This is a genomic window from Spirosoma litoris, assembly GCF_054776755.1.
On the sequence record NZ_BAAHBI010000067.1, the window covers coordinates 1 to 19,022 of the forward strand.

Here is a 19,022-nt window from a genome sequence, read left to right on the forward strand (position 1 = left end):
TAGTCGAATCTTGAAAAAATTATAGCGTTTTTCTTGCAAACAAAGACAGTACCCGGAAGGACGACGGGGTTCGTATAGAGTCAGGAACCAGTGAACGCGCTTTTATACGTGCTGATGAAGCTGGAACAGATACTCGCTCTTGTTTTAAAATTTGTATCTCTCGTTTCAATAATTCTATCTCTACTTTGTTTGTATTGGTAGTCACTACGTTTACGATGAATGTGGCGATTCCAATCACTGCACCCGAGGCAATCCCAATAATCTGAACCCATCTTAACAGGTTAGCCTTGAACTTTTCCCAGCCCTCTTCTAGAAGGTCTTCTTTGCGTAAAGCAACTTCTCCCGTTGGGCTACTGACGACATTCGTTTTAGGGCCATTATGAATAAATCCTCGTTCTTTAAGATAATGGACAGCTCGCAAAACTCGCGACTCCGATGCTCCAGTGAGATCAATCAATTCATTGATTGTTGGACCAACTATCTGACCTTCTTGCATTTCGGGTTTATCCCAGGCTAGTTGCAAGATTGTGTGTTGAAGTTTGTGAAATCGCGGAACGTATAAACGAGCCATTTTATAGTCACCTTATAGGGCGTTTGATTTGTCGCACGAAACCTGGAAATAAAAGCCGAAAGCAGCCTAACCGGGGCGTTTACTTTGTCGCACGCCAGCCCGAATTGGAACCTCAAAACTGTCTGTCCGAGTCGTGCCTTGTGTTGACCAAAAACGGCAAGCACGCCCTTTCAGCTTGTTGTGTCCACCCAACACCCGCGAGGGCTGATGGAGGAGGGCGCTATGTCCCTGAATAACCACAGCGTCAACCTTTACACCCTCGTTTGGTTGGGCTGCCCGGCTTCCTGTGGGACGTGCTCCCTGTCGCCCGCAGGGTGACAGGAAAAAGCAACCTCTCCACTAAACCGGCTCCCAACCCCAGCGAATACGCTCAAAGTATTCCCTAAATTCGTCTGGCTCTTGGGGTTCATTGTTTAACCGAATAATACGTTCGAACATGCAGTAGCCCGTTAAATTCCCCATGATTTCGGCCAGATATTCTTCGCGTTCTTCAGCTAATTCATTATTAAACTGAACGTACCGAGTCAATTCATATAAGTCCTTTCTGTAAAAGCCCGATTTGATAAACTCGTTCAAAAACGATTTGACTTGTTCCCAATCCCAATCCATGCTATCACTCAACAATCGCTGGCAGAACTTATTTTCTAATGAATCAGGCTTTTCTACAAGTGGTTTGAGACGGGCAAAAAGCTGTTCGTCGTAACGTTTATTTCTTTCGTAAAAATTATCCATCATTTGTGCTGTCGCCAGTAACTTGCCTTGTAAGCTAAACCTTACTTATCAGGGCGTTTCTCGCGTCAATCGGAGCCGCCTAACGAACTGAAACCCTCCTAACTGGGGCGTTTCCACTGTCGCAAGAGAGCCCGACATGGAAGCCACAAGCCCCTATCTGAGCCGGGCTCTGTGTCGACCGAAGCCAATAAACACTCCCGGCATTGGCTGGTTCACCCAACGACCATGAGGGTTGATGGAGTGCTCCACAAGTTACACAAACAAGCATAGTCCGGACCTTTACACCCTCATTTGGTTGGGCTGACCAGCCTCCTTTGGGACGAGCATCCTGTCGGCGGAAAGCGACCCCATGCGAAGCGCGCATAATTAATAGCTATAAAAAACAATTGGCATTGATTGACCGACAATTAAGACTTGGTAATATCCAAGTAATATTGGCATTTCCTCCGTCATCGCAGGGACTACTGTAAAGCTTCGGGTCAAAAGGGTTGCTTTGGTTTTTACTGGCCGTGAGTTTCCACAGTCCATTTCCTATCAAATGACTATGAGTTTCAAAACGCACTGTATCTACTTTGACAGAGTCTTGAAAAAATCGTGTTTTGGGGTCAATACGCCTAACTATGTATGCTGTTCGTCCTACCAGTAATGCTATCTCATCGAAGTTACAGTTTGCACAAATATTATCAAAGTATTCAACTAAGATGAGCGTGTCCTGTCTCGACTCAGCATCTATTTGATATTTACTTTTCAACACCCCGAAAAAGGCCTGTCGAAATGTGCTTTCTCTGATAATCTGTTTTTTAAACCTCAGCTTTCGGCTATAAGTGCGGCTTTCTATAATTGCTCTCTCAACCTTTGTTATTGCTCTACTGGTGCAGTCTGTAAGGAAAAGAAGAACAAATAGATAAAAGACGTTTTTCATAGACGAATAAATTTATGGTTACGGGGCATTTGCCTTGTCGCAAAGGACTGCCCCAACGAGTGTCAAGCCTGACTTGCCGGGGCGTTTCCGCTGTCGCAGACTACCCGACAAATGAACCTAAAGCGTTTTTTTCTGGGACGTGTTGCTTGTCACACGAGGCCCGCAAACACGCTCTATCTGTTTGACATCACCCAACACCCACAGGGGTTGATGGATGAGGAAGCTACTTGAATGAACACGAGTAACTTACAACCTTTACACCCCTGTTTGGTTGGGCTGCCCCGCTTTCCTTTGGGACGTGCGTCTTGTCAGCGGTAACCTACCCACGCGGAACGAAGTATACACATATTAATTAGGAATCACTTACCGAACCTGTCTTGATCGGTTTTACCTGTAGCTTTTGCATTTTACTGTTTAGATTCCACTTCTTTGAGGACAATATATACTGTTCCATTTTGGTCAAATTGACCCAGTAATTGTTATGGAAACCAACCTTAGGTGATTGAATTAAGTCTCTGATTATAAGGCCTAACGACTGATGAATTTTAAGCCATTTTGAAATAGTTACCACATCTAATTTAGACAACTCAGTCGTTAAATCTTCATTCTGACTTGTGTTTTCTCTATTTAAAGCGTATTCCCATTGACCATGCGCTATTTTATTTCTCAGCAAACTTGGATTAACAATAAACTCATTAATAATACTGTGGAGATAATCTCTTCTTGTCTTAAGATCATCGTTCATTTGCCAATTTCCAACCTTGTCCATCGCAAGGTCAATCATTGTCTTCCAGCCTGCTTCTATATTATTATTTTTAGCTGCCTTTATCTGGCTAATTTCTGTACTATTAAACCCTCGGGGTGTATGAACAATTTGAATAAATTCAGCTTCGGATAGCGTGCAGTGTAATAGCGCTAAAAGCTTAGTTTTAATCTCAACTTGAAAGCTATCGTTTTTTCTTAAGTAAAAATTTATGTCTTTGATTATACTCTTTTGAACTTGTTTAAGCCGCCTTACATTTTTGCTTTGTAACACATATAAATCATAAATCTGTTTGTCAGTCATAACTTTCTCGTAAAATAAGAGGGGGGAGTGGGAATCGAACCCACATCAAACACTTATTGCTAAGCATTTTGCATTAGGCCATATTATGCTACCCCCATATTGTTCTACACATGTAAAAGCATATGTCAGGTGTTTTATACTTGGGTATTTAAAGTACCACCTATAGGCTTCAATAAGTTCACCCTGTCAGCCGCAAGCTGCCTAACTCATTTATTTGTCCTGTGGGGCATACGCTTTGTCGCACAAAATCCGGAAATGAAAGTCTAGAACTGCCCTATTGAGCCATGCGACCTGTCGCCGAGACGCTGGTACTCACTACTTTTTGGACCCGCACCCAACGCCAACAGGGGCTGATGGCCACTAAGACCACTTCAAACCACTAACGTAACGCCCTGCCTTTACACCCCTGTTTGGTTGGGCTGCTCGGCTTCCTCACCGGCGAGCCTCCTGTCGCCCGACAGGGTGACAGCGCGAAGCGAACAACAACATACCTATCCGCTTAAAGCCGAACGCGAAGCCTCACGCTACGTTTTAGAGCCGACATGTCACTACCTCTCTCGTGTCGAACGTATCCTTTTTCGCTTCCTTTTCGAGTCGCTTCTCGTGTCGCAGACAACCCAAAAAGCTGCCCAACTCAGGCGTTTGTGCTGTCGACCGCAAGCCGCCCAACGAGCCAAACAGCCCGACTTCGAGACGTGCTTGCTGTCGCACACAAGCTCACGCTACGTCCTTTCTGCTGTTCGGACCACCCAACATACTATTGTACGCAAGTCTGCTTAATATAAAATCCTTGATAAGCAGTTAATTAATATTAAGCGTTACTCTCAGAAATTACACTTCGATGAGTATATACATATTCGTATCGAATAGCTACACATATATAGGTAGACTCACCTATTTTTGCAAACAATATGGCAAAAATAGTTCCTATTACTCAATTGGTTGAGCGAGTTTGGGATATTCATGGTTTCCCCAACTACTTTTTCGGACATGATAAACAATTATACCGTTTCGACTCAAGAGGGCAGGTAAAAACCAATAAACGAGTCATCATTGGTACTACGCAAGGGTACATTCTGAAACGAAAATTCTATAGTTTATCACAGCTTCGTCCGCTACTCCGGCCACATATTCTATAAGAACGGTCAACTATAAATCATCAAGCGGACTTCTAAGCGTGCTTATTTTATCGGCTGTTACATGAGTATAACGCATAGTCGTCAAGATACTTTCATGCCCGAGTAGTTGCTGGATATATCGAATATCGGTACCAGCTTCCAGTAAATGGGTAGCAAAGCTATGGCGTAGTGTATGGATACCACCTTTTTTCTGAATGCCCGCAGCATAAATGGTATCACTATACACTTGCTGAATAGTACGATTAGCAATTGGCTCACCTGTTTCCAGATCTTCGAACAAAAATGTTTGATGTGATCCAATGATGGCTGTATGGTGATTAAGATACGCTCGAAGTATTTTCTCCAGTTTTGCCGTCAGCACCACAACGCGGTCTTTCTTCCCCTTACCTCCCCGAATACTAATGAGCCGACGCATCCAATCAATGTCGGTCAAACGTAATTGAGCAACTTCGCTAAGTCGTATACCAGTAGCATAGACCAACATAAAAAGTGTACGGTATTTTTGGCTTGTTGTAGCGCTGAATATTGCCTTCACCTCAGCCACACTATACACAATTGGGAGTTTAGTGGCCTGTCGGGGGTAGTCGATCTCGTAGAACTCTTTGTCCCGAAGCAACACTTTCTCCTGATAAAACTTCCACGCATTTATATGGATATTGAGCGTAGACGAACTCAATCGTTTCTTCTCTACCAGAAATAGTAAATACGCCTGATACTGAGGTTTAGCAAGTTCATTAATCGATTTAGGCTTACTATAACGAATGAGTGCGATAATAGCCTGTTTATAATTCCTGAGCGTTTTATAGCTATAATTCTGGATACGCAGGGTGTTACACAGTGAAATGACAACTGGATGTTTATCAAACTCTCCCAAGCGTGGAGCAAAGCGGAACGACAGTCGATGCGCACCTGCAATACATCTCGGTGGCCAGGACGGGTTAGCGGCCTGCTCTATTTCAGCATTGGTAGCACCAGGCTTATAGAGTCGTACAATGGCTTCATCGAACCGACAATAATCCTTCCCAAACAATTTCCCAATCTGCACAATAGACTCACGTGTATTTGGTACAAGCCAGCACCGACGAGAAAAACTCCACCTTCGACCACGAATTTCACGGATTAAATTATTGCCAACGGGATCTTGGGGAAAAGAGACGGCCAACAGAGTGGAGTCCTTCTCATCGATACGAATCGTAATCATCAGCGCTTCATTGTTTGGTATAGACTTGAATCAGTTTCGTTCGGCTGCTGATACCTACGGCCACATAAGTAGGCCCAGCCTGTAAAACATATCGCCCGGATACAATCAACCCTTTGAAGCGTTTCACCCAGGCTTCTACGTCTTCAGGCTTATAGTATTTTGTGTTCCCAAATACACTGACTGGATAGAGTCGAAACGCTTCCCGAAGTCGCTCAAAGGCAATGGGTGTGATATTGTACTTTAAGCAGATCAGTTGCTTACTTAAACAGCCCGACGTTGATGTTGCTTTAGGTGGCTGAGTCAATCTGGGCTTAAATCGGGAAAGCGCTTCCTGTTCCAGCCGATCCAGGTCGCTGGCTTCGCAGGTGTGGAAGCGAACCCGAACAAAATTCAGGCCCGAAACCCGATGCTCCAGCAGTCGCGACTGGAGATTTACAGTTTGTCCTACATATATGATTTCATTGTCTGCATCCAGCAAATAATAGATGCAGGGATGGGGCGTCAGCAGCGCAACGCTATCCAGAATTTGGCCCAGGTCAAGGCACGTTTGGGGTGTTTTTTCGGTGATTTTCATGCTTTAAATATACCACAAACAATACTTATATACAACAAAAAATACATATATTTTTTACCTTTGTTTCATGGCAGGAAGACGAGAAAAGAAGAGCAGTATTCAGGGAAAATGGCTCAAAGAAGCTCTGGCCGCGCAAGACATGACGGTCTACCGATTAGCGAAAGAATTGGGGTACAGCCGGGAAAAATTCTACCGGCATATCGGCAACAAAACGTATCTGAGCAGCGAGTCGCTTGCCGAAATAGCGGGCAAATTCCCGACCATGAACATGCGCTATGTGCTTACGGGAGAAGGAACACCGACGACCGGCAAGTAAAATTGACGTTCGATGTATGGATAAAAAAAAATAGGACTTTCTAAAGAAGTCCTATTTGAAGAATCGACAATAGCGAAGTAAAAAAGACCAGACCAGATTATTAACGGATGTTACGCCAAGATCATTGAACTCTTCCGATTTTGGCGTAACATCAGCCCCTTCTTATAACTCAAACGTGATACCCTGTGCCAAAGGCATGGTGGTGCCATAATTGATGGTGTTGGTTTGTCGACGCATATACGCTTTCCAGGCATCAGAGCCCGACTCACGTCCACCACCCGTTTCTTTTTCACCTCCAAAAGCCCCGCCAATTTCAGCCCCCGACGTACCAATGTTCACGTTGGCAATTCCACAATCAGACCCGGCCATCGACAGGAAACGTTCGGCTTCGCGGAGGTTCAGGGTAAAAATTGCCGACGACAAGCCCTGCGGCACACCATTCTGTTGCGAAATAGCATCTTCTAACGTACTGTATTTGAGCAAATAAAGAATAGGAGCAAATGTTTCGCGCTGGACAACCGGCCAGCTGTTTTTGGCTTCAGCAATACAGGGGCGCACGTAACAGCCCGATTCGAAACCTAACCCTTCAATCACACCGGGCTCAACCAAAAAACGACCACCTAAGTCTCGTATCTCATTTACAGTGGCCAGATAGCCCTGTACAGCCGACTGATCAATAACGGGCCCAACATGAAACGACTCATCTAATGGGTTGCCAATACGCAGTTGCGCGTAGGCTTTTTTGAGTCGAGCTTTCACTTCATCGTAAATACTTTCCTGAACAATAATTCGGCGCGTAGTGGTGCACCGCTGACCGGCTGTCCCTACCGCGCCAAACACAATAGCTGGAATGGCCATATCCAGATCGGCATGTTCCGATACGATGATCGCGTTGTTACCGCCCAGTTCGAGCAGGCTTTTCCCCAATCGCCCGGCAACAGCCTCGGCTACCGCTTTACCCATGCGGGTACTGCCCGTTGCCGATACGAGCGCTACCCGTGGATCACGAGCCAGCCACTCGCCCGCTTCATGTCCACCTGTAACCAAGCAGGATACGCCTTCAGGCACATCATTGTTTCGCAATACATCGCCAATAATCTGCTGGCAGGCCAGAGCGGTTAAGGGCGTTTTTTCCGACGGCTTCCAGATACACACATCTCCGCATACCCAGGCAAGCATAGCATTCCACGACCAAACCGCTACCGGAAAATTGAAGGCCGAAATAATACCGACAATCCCCAACGGATGCCATTGTTCCAGCATTCGGTGGGCAGGTCGTTCGGAATGCATCGATAAGCCATAGAGCTGCCGCGACTGACCTACCGCAAAATCGCAGATGTCGATAATTTCCTGAACCTCCCCCAGCCCTTCCTGCAATGATTTACCCATCTCATAACTAACCAGGGTGCCCAATTCTCGTTTGTAACGCCGAAACTGATCGCCCATCTGCCGAACAATCTCGCCCCGGCGCGGTGCCGGAACCAGTCGCCATTCGGCAAAAGCCGCTTGTGCCGTCTCGACAACACGGTCGTAATCGGCCCGCGTCGATAGATGAACGCGCGCAATCAATTGGCCATCGGCGGGCGAATAGGAATCAAGGGGCTTATGACTGCCGACGGTGTCGGTGGGCCAGAAGTTCTGTCCGGTGCTGGTGCCAGGCTTAATTGGCTGCGTGGGTAGGGGAAGAATAGACTGCATAGCTACGTTTGTGGTTTGTTGAGACGAAGGCAAATCTACCGGCCTTTACGCAAACAATGCCTATTAAATGACAAACTTTTTGCCGTACGATCGGTTAAAGCAGAACACTCAATGATCCGTATAAACGGCACAACGTTATGAAAATCAAGCAATCTTTTGGTCTCTTCACGCTTGGAATCGTGCTGACCATCACTACTGGCAGAGCGCAGACAACTCCGGTTGGCGCTGCCACCTCAACAACTTATCCGCAAGGGGCTATCACTCCCGATTCAATCTCCCCCAAGGCGGCAGCCCGTAACCAAAAACGAGCCATGCGGCAGTCGAAAAAACTGATGAATCAGAATGCCAAAGCGGGAAGTAACGGTACCACCAATACGTCGGTACAGGATGCCCGCTACCGGGAAAGTTCGGCCAGTGATGGCACAACGATGAACAACAGTAATTTAACCAATTACAACTCCAACAATGCCACCAACCCAACCAGCGGTGTGGGCAGCAATCCCAACACCCTGAAAAGTACACCAAACCAGTACAATGAGTCCAAAACAACGAATGCTGTGAATTCAGATGCAGGGAATGTTGAAGCGGTGAAAGGGGCCACAATGACCGAAACGCCAGCCGTAAAAGCAGGAAGCACAGTTCGGAATACCAGTATTGGCGACTTTATGTCCTCATCGCCTAATTACACAACGCTTCAGAATGCTCTTCAATCATCTGATTTATTCGACATGCTCAAAGGAACCGGTCCTTATACCCTCTTCGCGCCTACCAATAATGCCTTTAAAAAACTCCCACCCGCTGTACAGGCAGGTTTACTGGACGGCAGCAACCAGGCAGCCCTGAAGCAGTTGCTATCGTACCATGTTTTGGCAGGCTCGCTAAATAAAGAAGAACTAAGTAAAAAGATTAAAGCTGCAAAAGGAAAAGCGCAACTCAAAACGGTATCGGGTGGTATGCTTACTGCTTCGCTTGATGGCGATGGGCGTATCGCCTTAACGGATGAGCAGGGAAATACAGCCCACCTCGACAATACCGATTATCGCCAGGCGAATGGAATCGTTTATGGCCTCGATAGCGTCCTTATGCCCAAAGCAGGGGCCTCAGCCTTTAGATAAAAAAATCGTTCAAACGCAAACATATTGTTTTTGTATCGCAAAATAAGTTATAGTTGTAGTCGAATCGATGCAAGTCGCTTTATACTAAACGATTTGCATCGATTTTTGACATTTGGTTTGAGCCAATCCTGAAAAACAGCTTTTTCTATAGTAGTATAATGATTGTGGACCTGCTGGGGCCCATTCATTTTTTAAAATTCTCTCTATATTTGGTCATCTTAATACCTATTGCGTGAAACGCCAGTCCTCTTTAGTGTCAGAAAGTGTCTTGATCGAAAAGCTAATTCAGCGCGATCAACAGGCATTTCAATGGCTTTACGATCAGTACTCCCCAGCCCTCTACGGGGTTGTGTTACGTATCGTGCGCGACGACGAACAAGCGGCCGATCTCCTGCAAGATATTTTCGTTAAAATCTGGAAAAACTTAGATGGATACGATTCCAGTAAGGGACGTTTGTTCACCTGGATGCTAAATGTTGCCCGTAATACAGCCATCGATTCGTTACGTGCCCGTAAAACTCAACCCTCTAACGCAATCCGAACTGACGAGGAGAACGTACATATTGTTGATCGGCAGCATAATACAGAGCAACCGAATCCTGAGCACATCGGCATTAAGGAAGTAGTCGATCAGTTAAGACCTGATCGCAAACAACTTATTGACCTGGTTTACTTCGGAGGGTATACGCATGAAGAAGCCGCCGAAAAGCTAAACCTGCCACTTGGAACGGTAAAAACCCGAGTGCGGGCCGCCCTGCAGGAGCTGAAACAACTATTTAAGTAATGAACGTACTCAAACAATTATGAACGTCACGGAATACATAGCGTCAGGTATCTTAGAGTCTTACGTCATGGGCGCGGTGAGCGACCAGGAACGACGCGAGGTCGAGTGCCTTTCGTCTATTTATCCTGATATACGGCACGAACTTGACCAACTATCAGAAGCGCTCGAAAACTATGCTCTTTTGCATAGCGTAGAGCCCCCCGTTTCCGTAAAAGACAAGTTGCTTCAACAACTTAATTTCGAGAAACCCGTAGTAGAAGCTGAAAAAGAAACGATTATTCGCCCTATGCCAGTCAATTTGGCAACAGAAGGCCCCGCTACAACTGGACTCGCCTTTCGGACTACCTGGGTCGTAGCGGCATCGGTTGGGTTACTGGTACTACTATTTTCATTCTTCTTATTATCGCAGTTACGCACAAATCAGAAAACGCTGGCCGCTACTCGGGCCACAAACGAAACCCTCCAAGCGGAGATGCGCCAGCTTCGCGAAAACCAAAGCCAGAGTAATCAGGCTTTAGCTATGTTACGCCAACCCGGCCTGCGAACCATCGAGTTACAAGGGAATGAAAAGGCCCCGCAGGGCACTATGCTTGTTTTATGGAATAGCCGCACCCATCAGGTAGCCGTTGATGTTCGCTCACTCCCTGCCCTTCCTGCCGATAAGCAGTACCAGCTTTGGTGCATGGTAGATGGAAAACCGGTTGATGCAGGTGTGTTTGAAGCAACCAACGGAAATGCGTTAATGCAGCGTCTGAATCGCTCTGTCAATCGGGCTGATGCGTTTGCGGTGACGGTTGAAAATCGTGGAGGAAGCCCTACACCTACCCTCTCCACCTTGCTGGCTATAGCCACGGTAAATGCCTGAACGAGTCTCTCTGTTTTCTTGTTTTTACAATAACCGCATACGTAGGTGGTTAGGAAATTCTGTTGGCTGCAAAAGCCGACGAATGAAATCCTAATGCACGAAGAAAACGTATATCAACTCATAATCCTTACGCATAAAACCTATGAAAAATATCCTGCTTTTTTTATTGCCAGCGTGTCTGTTTACCAGTGTTGCCTTTAAAAACGTCGGTACCCTAGATGATACACCACCTAAGAAAGTCGTGAAAACGAATGCTGAGTGGAAGAAGATTCTAACGCCAGATCAATACGCGGTACTGCGGGAGCACGGAACCGAACGGGCCTTCACCAGTCCGTTAAATGATATTCATGATCATGGCACATTTTACTGTGCAGGTTGCCATAGTCCCTTATTCTCGTCCGATACAAAGTTTAATTCGGGCACGGGTTGGCCAAGCTTTTATGCGCCGATTTCGAAAACAGCTGTTCATGAAGAGACCGATAAATCATATGGTATGGTTCGTACCGAAGTACTGTGTAGCGTTTGCGGAGGTCATTTAGGTCACGTGTTCAATGATGGCCCCAAACCTACCGGACTTCGTTACTGCATGAATGGCGTAGCCATGACATTCGAGAAAAAATAAAAAGAGAAGGAAAAGGAGCGGACGGATATCGCTGTTAGTGAATTTCCTCTCGTCCCCTTCCTCCCTCTACTTCTTTCCCCTCTTTCCTAATAACCAGCCGGGCTGTATATACAGTCCGGCTTTTGTATATCACATCGGCCAAAAATACGTTATCTTTGACACCCCGTCCGGCCCAACTCGGCTGGGGTTAATTTGCTTCCGTTTTAGGAAGCTAACTGCCACAGAGCAGTTACTTGTAGAGCTAAGTCGAGTATTCTTAGAAAAAAAAGCATGAGTCAATATAGGGAGCGATTCCGCGCTGTTCGGCACGCTTTTGGAGCATTTCGACAACGGATTCGACAACGCCAGATGATAGGCAATGTCAAACGCGGAGTAGGCCGACAGATCGCGAGAATCGCAGGTGAAGATCGGGTTAATTCATGGGTAGCAACCTACCGAGATTACAAGGATCGTTTCCGTTCGTTTGTTCATCAATATATAGATCCTGAAGCCTGGTATTATCCGTACCTAAAAAATGGCGTTAAGGGTTTTCTCTGGGCTTTTTTGGCTTTGGGCATCTACGTCTTCATGCTCAACTATAACTTCCTGTGGTTAACAGGAGCTATGCCTAGCGTAGAGGAGTTGAAAAACCCGAAGCTTAATCAGGCATCGGAGATTTACTCGCAGGATGGCGTAATGATTGGAAAGTTTTACGCCGAAAACCGGACACCAATCAAGTACGAAAATATTCCCAAATCCCTCATCAACGCACTCATTGCCACAGAAGATGTCCGTTTCTATGACCACGGTGGCGTCGATCCGCGCGCTATTGGTCGGGCAGTGGTTACGTTTGGCCGCGATGGAGGTGGTTCGACCATCACACAACAGTTAGCGAAAAATCTGTTTAAAACCCGCCGAAAAACCACTACAGGCTTACTTACGCGCATTCCGTTGATTCGGAAAGTCATTTATAAGTCTAAAGAATGGCTAATGGCGCTCAAACTGGAGCGAAACTTCACGAAAGATGAAATCATTACCTACTATTTCAACACGGTGGATTTCGGAAGTAATGCCTTTGGCCTGAAAACAGCTGCCCGCACGTTTTTCAACAAAGAACCCGACAGTCTGAATGTACAGGAAGGTGCCGTATTGGTTGGCTTGCAGAAAGCGACAACGAGCTATAACCCACTCAAAAATCCAGATCGCTCCCGCGAACGCCGGAATGTAGTGCTAGGTCAAATGGCCAAGTATAAATTCCTGACTAAGCATCAGTCAGATTCGATTAGTGCTTTACCGTTGGTAACTGATTTCACACCCGAGAATCCATACTCAGGCCCAGCCAGTTACCTCAAAAACGCGGTTCAGGATTATGTAAAAAAATGGGGCGAAGAAAACGGGTATGATCTATATACCGACGGTTTGCGGATTATTACCACCATCGACTCGCGTATGCAACGCTACGCCGAGGAAGCGACGGATGAGAAAATGAAGCAGTTGCAACGCACATTCAATAATCACTGGCGCGACCGCAACCCCTGGACGGATGAAGATGGAAAGGAAATTCCGGCCTTTATCGACTCGGTAGCCCGCCGTACGGAACGCTATAAAACCCTAAGTAAACGTTTTTTGCCGCTATACCCGGATTCGGTCATGTATTACATGAAGAATGTGAAGTACAAAATGCGGGTATTTAGCTGGGATAATAAGCGTCATTACGATTCTACCGAAATGACCCCCTATGACTCCATTGCCTATTACAAGCACTTCCTGCAATCGGGCATGGTGGCTATGGACCCTCGTACGGGCTATATTCGGGCGTGGGTTGGTGGTCTGGATTACGACTATTTTAAATACGATCACGTAAAGCAGGGGAAACGTCAGCCGGGTTCCACTTTCAAGCCGTTCGTTTATACCACGGCTATCGACGATACGCTTAGTAACTTAAGTCCTTGCGACCGTATTCAGGATAAGCCATTCAGAAAGGAATATCGGGAAAACGGGGAAGATAAAATCTGGGAGCCTCGCAATTCAACCGGCTTTTATTCGTACTCGAATATGACGTTGCGCAGAGCTATGGCGCGATCCGTGAATTCAATTACGGCCCAGTTAACAGATCAGGTTGGCCCCGAACGGGTAGCTGAATATGCTCACCGAATGGGAATTAAGAGCCGCTTACAGGCTGTTCCCTCCATCGGCTTAGGTTCCTCGGACGTTTCGTTGTATGAATTGGTAGGCGCCTACTGTACCTTCGTTAACGACGGCGAATCTACCGAACCCATTATTGTTCAGCGGATTGAAGATCGGGACGGAAACGTTATTGAAACGTTCACAAGTCAACATAAGCGGGCTATTAGCCCCGAAAGCGCATTCCTGATGCGCTACATGCTTCAGGGCGGTTTGCAGGAAGCAGGTGGTACGTCTCAGAATTTATGGTCCTTTGATTTATTCAAGAACCATAACGAAATGGGTGGCAAAACCGGGACCACCTCCAACAACTCAGACGGTTGGTTTGTCGGCGTATCCAATAACTTAGTGGTTGGAGCCTGGGTAGGTGGTGATGACCGCAGTATCCACTTCCGATCAACCGATTTGGGCGAAGGTGCCAAAACGGCATTGCCTTTGGTTGGGCGTTTTCTGGAGAAAGTTTACGCCGATCCGAAGTTCAAGAATTTGCAGGGGCCATTCCCAAAAGCTGATGGTAGCGTTACCAAAAACTACCTAAACTGCGGCCCTTCGGGCGATGAAGAGACGACAGATGAGTCAGATTCAACCGATGTTTACGGTGAATATGGCGACTCAACACTTGTCCCGACGCCCCCGGCACCTGACGCAAACACGCCACCCGATACCACGAAAGGGGCTCAATAAGATCGCAAAAAAGCTAGCGGGCCAAACTTCTCTATCCCTTTTTGAGTTTCAGTCAAAAAGGGATAGAGAAGTTTGGCTACTAATTTGCAGGAGAATTATCCACGCTACACGGGAATGAAACGCTTTTTAAAAATCTTTCGCTGGGCATTATTAACGCTATTGGTCTTAGCCGCTGGTATCGTTGTAGCAGCCTGGTTTGTTGATTCCCGGCAAACAACGGAAGAGTTAGCTGAAGAGTTTGAAGGGCAGCGTGTTCGCCCAACTGTTCATTCCTATCAGGTAAGTGGTGGTGATGCCTCCGAGCAATCCCGCACGATTCGTTTCATCGAGACGCCTGCACCTGCTGGTGATTCGGCCTTACCAGTTGTTTTGTTTGTGCACGGCGCGCCTAGCTCGCTGTCATTTTTCAAGGAATTTTTCAAAGATACCCTGTTGCTCAATCGGGCTCAGTTAGTCGCTGTGGACCGGCCAGGTTATGGCTTCTCAGATTTTGGGCGGGTTGAAACGTCGATCATTCGGCAGGCAGAGTTATTACAACCACTCATTGATCGATACCGTAAAGCGCCTTATCTAATGATTGTTGGCTCATCGTATGGCGGGTCTGTATCAGCACGGCTGGCGATGAATAACCCGGATCGAGTTGATCACGTTGTGTTTGTTTCCTCAGCGTTGGGGCCGGGTCTGGAACGGACGTATCCGATCAGTTATTTCGCCGATAGTCCGCTGATTCGTTGGGGCGTCCCTCCTCTTCTCCGCTTGGCCAATGATGAAAAACTAGCCCATCGGAAAGCCCTCGAAGCCATTTTACCCGACTGGCCTAAAATTCGAGCGAACATAACCATGCTGCATGGTCAGCGAGATGAATTGGTCTATCCAACCAATGTATCGTTTGCGCAGCATCATTTAATCAACGCACAGGTAAAGCAATTTTTACTCCCCGAAAATCGCCATGACATCGTGTTCAACAAACGCGAGTACATGACGCAAATCATCCTCGACATTCTAAATCGGCGCGCCGTAAAAGAAACGAGTAAAGTAAAAGCGATGGCCGTGAAGTTGAAAGTAGACGAAGCAACTCAACTTTAATTAAAATAGAAACGTCATACCAGCATTAATTTTACATGAATCTCAGGTAGTTGCCGCATCGATTCAATAGTTAATCAAAAAATCATCTATGACCTATGTGACCCATCGGGGTCACACAAAAATATAGCTATTGGCTTCTCTCTCGCATAGATGTAATGAAAATCAAATTCTTCATAGCGCGTCCACACTCACTATCGTCCTGCTTATAGCGTATCCAGGCCTTTAAACTGTCTACATTGGCTGGTAATGTGTCGGGGAAAAAAGCCGCAGGCACATTATGTGTCTGATACCTTTCGGAGCCAATTCGAACGGCTAAGTTGCTACAACACATACATAAAGCTGTAACCCGATATCGGTAAATAGTAGCAGCAGTTTCCTTTGGCTCAAGCAGTTGACAGCCATTCAAGAGAATCAAACTTAGTAATAGAAGCAAAGAGCGCATAACTAAATTGATTTTTCTCAGCAGACCCTTATCGAAAGGTGAAGGTTGGAAAACTTGTTTTCCAAGCAGAATAACTATAATGATAGAAGAGTGAATTACTTCCTTTTCGCCCTTTCTTCCCGCTCCTCCTTTTTCCCTTTTTATAGCACCAACGCGGGCATCCAGAACACGCCATCGCCCAGCCACCGGTAGCGTTCATTTTTGAGGAAATAAGCCGGATAACGCTGAATGCCATACAATGTCAGACTCATCAGCGCGAGCATTAATGCTGAACGTTGAGCAAATCGATCCTCGACCAGGAAACATAGGGCGAGGCCCGTACCAATAATCACGAACGTAAGCCAGCGTAAAATCAGATCACAACGACTAGCACCCCATTCACTGGCTAACGAAAACATTGGTCGATTCGGTGATTCGGCTTGTTCCATTACCGCAAACAGGAGAAGATTTTGAAAAGCAATGCCTGTAAACATCAGGCACTCAACGATTTCAGCAGTGCTTACGGTTGGTCGTTGCACCCATACACTGCCCCAAATACCCACAGAATACAAGGTTGCTACAAGCGGTTCTTTTAGCAGCAAAGCCGGATGATAGGCAGGAAGCCGAAAAACGGCACCGACGTAGGCAATGCAAATAGCACCTAGTACAATGCCAAATTTCACGACACTACTCGGCAGAAAAAACGTTAAAACGAGCGCCAAACCTGCGCTGCCAATGACCAGCCGCCACAGGATAGGAGCATACTCGCGATGAAATTGATGGCGTGGCGTTAAGGATTGCCCCGTCGAATTACTAGCATCCTTCTGGACATCGAGCAGACGGTCGACGGTATAAATAATAAACACCACCAAGGCTAATACAATAGGCGTGGCCCAGTGAATAGGGTCAACGTCGGACAATCGGGCCGCCATCTTGTTCGATAGTACAGCCCCAATAATGACCGGGAAACTCAGATAGTAAAGATTTCGGATATAGACAAACAAAGGACTTAACGTAAAGGAGTAGTTTTTTTTCGTTCAGCAATAGATAACCATTCGTGGTTATGCATTTAACGCGGGTGGGGCCAGCCAGGCCTCCTGATAACGTAACACCTCCGTTAACTGGCCAACACGTAATGTTCCTAAGACAGGATTTCCCGTTGATTTAGCTAGCACATTCTGTCCGAACAGGATTTTGGTATTCCATTTTCGATAGGTCGTTAGCGTACGCAAGGGTTCTTTGCCCTTCTCTCCCGTTTCAGGGTCAATCGTGGTTAGTACACAACGGGCACAGGGCTTAACGCCGTAGAACTCCAGATCGCCCATCCGGAATTCGGCCCAACTGTCTTCTTGATAAGGTGTAGTTCCTTCCACAACCACATTCGGTCGAAAGCGAAGCATCGACATGGGCTCGGACAATCGATCGTTAAGACAATCGAGGGATGCCTGGCTAATCAGCAGATAAGGATATCCATCGGCAAAACTAACCATGTCGTTATCGCGGGCGTATTTTGGATCAACAGCCCGCTGCGTGGTTTCGGGCATAAAGACTAAACGGCAGGTATTCCCCAGAACCGCCGAGAACCATCGATCGGCTTCATCACTAACCGTTCGGGCGGGTACGTCTTTGCTATCCCAGATGTTCACCAGCATCGTTTCGGTTGAGTTTCCTCCCGAAAGTGGCAATTCAAGCACGTTATCAGGGTTGTGGCGGTGCCAAACCCGTAGTAACTCACCCGAAACGTCGGACAGCTGAATGGCCACATCGAGCAGGGCCATCTGATGGTAAGTTCGCTGCGTCATAAACTCGCCCTCCGGCGTAACCAGCATGAACCGACGGTCGTTTCGAAAGCCTTTCTCTTCAACAATAACCTCCGACACAGAGATGCCACTCAGCGATTTGATTGGGTAGATGTATAGTTCAGAAATAGTCATAATAGCTGGCGCGAGTATGTACTCGTGCCTATTTATATTGCCAGCATTCGCTGGACTATTGTCTATCCATAAGTCAGTGAATACTGACGAAATTAAAGACACAGGTGTATACCCGCGCCAGTTGCTCCTATTACATACTCATTCTCGGCAGGGGGCTAACGGTTTGGGCCGTAAACTCTGCCTGCTCGTATTTAAACTGGGCCGCCATTGCAATCATAGCAGCATTGTCGGTACAATATTCAAATCGCGGAATATACACATTCCAGCCTTGTGCTTCGCCAAGTTGCGTCAGCGCCGTACGCAAACCACTATTGGCCGATACTCCGCCTGCAATGGCTATTTCACGAATACCCGTTTCGCGAACAGCTCGTTTTAACTTGGCCAGCAGCATTTGAATAAGCGTATGCTGAATGCTGGCACAAATATCTGCCAGATTCTCGGCAATAAAAGCAGGATTATTTTTTGTGTTATCCCGCAGAAAATACATGATTGCCGTTTTAATACCACTGAATGAGAAATCCAGATTCGGCATCTCGCTCATCGGAAACCGAAAAGCTAGCGGGTTCCCTTCTGTCGCATACTTATCGATCAGCGGACCACCCGGATACGGCAAGCCCAGTAACTTGGCCGATTTATCAAACGCTTCGCCCACAGCATCGTCCATTGTTTGGCCAATAACGGCCATGTCGAGTGGGCCATCCACCCGAACAATCTGGGTATGCCCCCCGCTAACGGTCAGGCACAAAAACGGGAATGCAGGCTTAGGATTCTCAATAAAATGAGCCAGTACATGCGCCTGCATGTGATTCACTTCAATGAGCGGGATGTTTAGCCCCAAAGCCAGCGCTTTGGCAAATGAAGCTCCGACCAGCAAGGACCCTAATAAGCCAGGTCCGCGGGTAAAAGCAACGGCTGATAACGCATTTTTCGGTAAATTTGCGTCAGTTAATGCTCGCTCGACTACAGGCAAAATATGCTGCTGATGCGCCCTTGAGGCTAGTTCGGGCACAACACCCCCGTATTGTTCGTGAATTAACTGGGTGGCAATTACGTTCGACAGAATGTGCCCGTCGGCCAAAACAGCCGCCGAGGTTTCGTCGCAGGAAGATTCAATGGCTAAAATATTCAC

The 19,022-nt window shown here is 46.8% G+C and carries 19 protein-coding genes and 1 tRNA gene; 8 read left to right on the top strand and 12 right to left on the bottom strand.

Going from position 1 to position 19,022, the window contains the following annotated elements; genetic code table 11:
• Positions 1–19: 19 nt before the first annotated feature.
• From ACYVGR_RS32650 to ACYVGR_RS32675, 6 genes are all read right to left on the bottom strand, one after another.
• Positions 20–523, bottom strand: a complete 504-nt coding sequence (locus ACYVGR_RS32650) for a hypothetical protein (protein ID WP_460964378.1) — start codon at positions 521–523, stop codon at positions 20–22.
• 387 nt (positions 524–910) lie between these two features.
• Positions 911–1,306: a hypothetical protein gene (locus ACYVGR_RS32655; protein ID WP_460964380.1), complete on the bottom strand. Its 396-nt coding sequence runs from the start codon at positions 1,304–1,306 to the stop codon at positions 911–913.
• A gap of 370 nt (positions 1,307–1,676) precedes the next feature.
• Positions 1,677–2,225, bottom strand: a complete 549-nt coding sequence (locus ACYVGR_RS32660) for a hypothetical protein (protein ID WP_460964382.1) — start codon at positions 2,223–2,225, stop codon at positions 1,677–1,679.
• 352 nt (positions 2,226–2,577) lie between these two features.
• Positions 2,578–3,291 carry a hypothetical protein gene (locus ACYVGR_RS32665; RefSeq protein ID WP_460964384.1) on the bottom strand — a complete coding sequence of 238 codons (714 nt, stop codon included), beginning with the start codon at positions 3,289–3,291 and terminating at the stop codon, positions 2,578–2,580.
• A gap of 19 nt (positions 3,292–3,310) precedes the next feature.
• Positions 3,311–3,387: transfer RNA gene (locus tag ACYVGR_RS32670), tRNA-OTHER, on the bottom strand.
• 435 nt (positions 3,388–3,822) lie between these two features.
• Positions 3,823–4,002, bottom strand: a complete 180-nt coding sequence (locus ACYVGR_RS32675; protein WP_460964386.1) for a hypothetical protein — start codon at positions 4,000–4,002, stop codon at positions 3,823–3,825.
• Between the two features lie 200 nt (positions 4,003–4,202).
• On the opposite strand from ACYVGR_RS32675, the gene ACYVGR_RS32680 reads away from it, so the two are divergent.
• Positions 4,203–4,430, top strand: coding sequence for a hypothetical protein (locus ACYVGR_RS32680; protein ID WP_460964388.1), 228 nt, complete (start codon positions 4,203–4,205; stop codon positions 4,428–4,430).
• Between the two features lie 10 nt (positions 4,431–4,440).
• On the opposite strand, the gene ACYVGR_RS32685 is transcribed toward ACYVGR_RS32680, so the two are convergent.
• Both ACYVGR_RS32685 and ACYVGR_RS32690 read right to left on the bottom strand, forming a co-directional pair.
• Positions 4,441–5,631 carry a tyrosine-type recombinase/integrase gene (locus tag ACYVGR_RS32685; RefSeq protein ID WP_460964390.1) on the bottom strand — a complete coding sequence of 397 codons (1,191 nt, stop codon included), beginning with the start codon at positions 5,629–5,631 and terminating at the stop codon, positions 4,441–4,443.
• A 7-nt stretch (positions 5,632–5,638) separates the two neighbouring features.
• On the bottom strand, positions 5,639–6,205 hold the full coding sequence (locus ACYVGR_RS32690) for a GIY-YIG nuclease family protein (protein ID WP_460964392.1): 567 nt from the start codon (positions 6,203–6,205) through the stop codon (positions 5,639–5,641).
• Positions 6,206–6,272: 67 nt separating this feature from the next.
• Between ACYVGR_RS32690 and ACYVGR_RS32695 the strand changes: the two genes are divergently transcribed.
• Positions 6,273–6,521: a helix-turn-helix domain-containing protein gene (locus ACYVGR_RS32695; protein WP_460964394.1), complete on the top strand. Its 249-nt coding sequence runs from the start codon at positions 6,273–6,275 to the stop codon at positions 6,519–6,521.
• 162 nt (positions 6,522–6,683) lie between these two features.
• On the opposite strand, the gene amaB is transcribed toward ACYVGR_RS32695, so the two are convergent.
• Positions 6,684–8,219, bottom strand: a complete 1,536-nt coding sequence (gene amaB, locus ACYVGR_RS32700) for an L-piperidine-6-carboxylate dehydrogenase (protein WP_460964396.1) — start codon at positions 8,217–8,219, stop codon at positions 6,684–6,686.
• A 137-nt stretch (positions 8,220–8,356) separates the two neighbouring features.
• Here amaB and ACYVGR_RS32705 point away from each other — a divergent pair, with 137 nt between their 5' ends.
• The 6 genes from ACYVGR_RS32705 (at position 8,357) to ACYVGR_RS32730 (ending at position 15,538) form a co-directional block, all read left to right on the top strand.
• On the top strand, positions 8,357–9,334 hold the full coding sequence (locus ACYVGR_RS32705; RefSeq protein ID WP_460964398.1) for a fasciclin domain-containing protein: 978 nt from the start codon (positions 8,357–8,359) through the stop codon (positions 9,332–9,334).
• Between the two features lie 232 nt (positions 9,335–9,566).
• On the top strand, positions 9,567–10,118 hold the full coding sequence (locus ACYVGR_RS32710; protein ID WP_460964400.1) for an RNA polymerase sigma factor: 552 nt from the start codon (positions 9,567–9,569) through the stop codon (positions 10,116–10,118).
• Positions 10,119–10,137: 19 nt separating this feature from the next.
• Positions 10,138–10,983 carry an anti-sigma factor gene (locus ACYVGR_RS32715; protein WP_460964402.1) on the top strand — a complete coding sequence of 282 codons (846 nt, stop codon included), beginning with the start codon at positions 10,138–10,140 and terminating at the stop codon, positions 10,981–10,983.
• Positions 10,984–11,125: 142 nt separating this feature from the next.
• The gene (gene msrB / locus ACYVGR_RS32720; RefSeq protein ID WP_460964404.1) at positions 11,126–11,605 is read left to right on the top strand and encodes a peptide-methionine (R)-S-oxide reductase MsrB; all 480 of its coding nucleotides are present in this window, start codon (positions 11,126–11,128) and stop codon (positions 11,603–11,605) included.
• A gap of 270 nt (positions 11,606–11,875) precedes the next feature.
• Positions 11,876–14,452, top strand: coding sequence for a penicillin-binding protein 1A (locus tag ACYVGR_RS32725; RefSeq protein ID WP_460964405.1), 2,577 nt, complete (start codon positions 11,876–11,878; stop codon positions 14,450–14,452).
• A gap of 114 nt (positions 14,453–14,566) precedes the next feature.
• Positions 14,567–15,538 carry an alpha/beta fold hydrolase gene (locus tag ACYVGR_RS32730; RefSeq protein ID WP_460964407.1) on the top strand — a complete coding sequence of 324 codons (972 nt, stop codon included), beginning with the start codon at positions 14,567–14,569 and terminating at the stop codon, positions 15,536–15,538.
• 582 nt (positions 15,539–16,120) lie between these two features.
• Here ACYVGR_RS32730 and ACYVGR_RS32735 read toward each other — a convergent pair.
• The 3 genes from ACYVGR_RS32735 to tsaD all read right to left on the bottom strand — a co-directional run bounded on the left by ACYVGR_RS32735 (position 16,121) and on the right by tsaD (position 19,022).
• Entirely contained in the window at positions 16,121–16,963 is an 843-nt protein-coding gene (locus ACYVGR_RS32735) for a UbiA prenyltransferase family protein (protein WP_460964409.1), read from the bottom strand.
• A 57-nt stretch (positions 16,964–17,020) separates the two neighbouring features.
• Positions 17,021–17,893, bottom strand: a complete 873-nt coding sequence (locus ACYVGR_RS32740) for an MOSC domain-containing protein (protein WP_460964411.1) — start codon at positions 17,891–17,893, stop codon at positions 17,021–17,023.
• A gap of 130 nt (positions 17,894–18,023) precedes the next feature.
• Positions 18,024–19,022: a tRNA (adenosine(37)-N6)-threonylcarbamoyltransferase complex transferase subunit TsaD gene (gene tsaD / locus ACYVGR_RS32745; protein WP_460964412.1), complete on the bottom strand. Its 999-nt coding sequence runs from the start codon at positions 19,020–19,022 to the stop codon at positions 18,024–18,026.

Bases quoted from the DNA above. Each gene is read 5' to 3' on its own strand.
- ACYVGR_RS32665 (WP_460964384.1), bottom strand. From the start codon at position 3,291: ATGACTGACAAACAGATTTATGATTTATATGTGTTACAAAGCAAAAAT.
- msrB (WP_460964404.1), top strand. From the start codon at position 11,126: ATGAAAAATATCCTGCTTTTTTTATTGCCAGCGTGTCTGTTTACCAGT.
- ACYVGR_RS32705 (WP_460964398.1), top strand. From the start codon at position 8,357: ATGAAAATCAAGCAATCTTTTGGTCTCTTCACGCTTGGAATCGTGCTG.
- ACYVGR_RS32695 (WP_460964394.1), top strand. From the start codon at position 6,273: ATGGCAGGAAGACGAGAAAAGAAGAGCAGTATTCAGGGAAAATGGCTC.
- ACYVGR_RS32730 (WP_460964407.1), top strand. From the start codon at position 14,567: ATGAAACGCTTTTTAAAAATCTTTCGCTGGGCATTATTAACGCTATTG.
- ACYVGR_RS32725 (WP_460964405.1), top strand. From the start codon at position 11,876: ATGAGTCAATATAGGGAGCGATTCCGCGCTGTTCGGCACGCTTTTGGA.
- ACYVGR_RS32655 (WP_460964380.1), bottom strand. From the start codon at position 1,306: ATGATGGATAATTTTTACGAAAGAAATAAACGTTACGACGAACAGCTT.
- ACYVGR_RS32660 (WP_460964382.1), bottom strand. From the start codon at position 2,225: ATGAAAAACGTCTTTTATCTATTTGTTCTTCTTTTCCTTACAGACTGC.
- amaB (WP_460964396.1), bottom strand. From the start codon at position 8,219: ATGCAGTCTATTCTTCCCCTACCCACGCAGCCAATTAAGCCTGGCACC.
- ACYVGR_RS32740 (WP_460964411.1), bottom strand. From the start codon at position 17,893: ATGACTATTTCTGAACTATACATCTACCCAATCAAATCGCTGAGTGGC.
- ACYVGR_RS32715 (WP_460964402.1), top strand. From the start codon at position 10,138: ATGAACGTCACGGAATACATAGCGTCAGGTATCTTAGAGTCTTACGTC.
- ACYVGR_RS32680 (WP_460964388.1), top strand. From the start codon at position 4,203: ATGGCAAAAATAGTTCCTATTACTCAATTGGTTGAGCGAGTTTGGGAT.
- ACYVGR_RS32690 (WP_460964392.1), bottom strand. From the start codon at position 6,205: ATGAAAATCACCGAAAAAACACCCCAAACGTGCCTTGACCTGGGCCAA.
- ACYVGR_RS32685 (WP_460964390.1), bottom strand. From the start codon at position 5,631: ATGATTACGATTCGTATCGATGAGAAGGACTCCACTCTGTTGGCCGTC.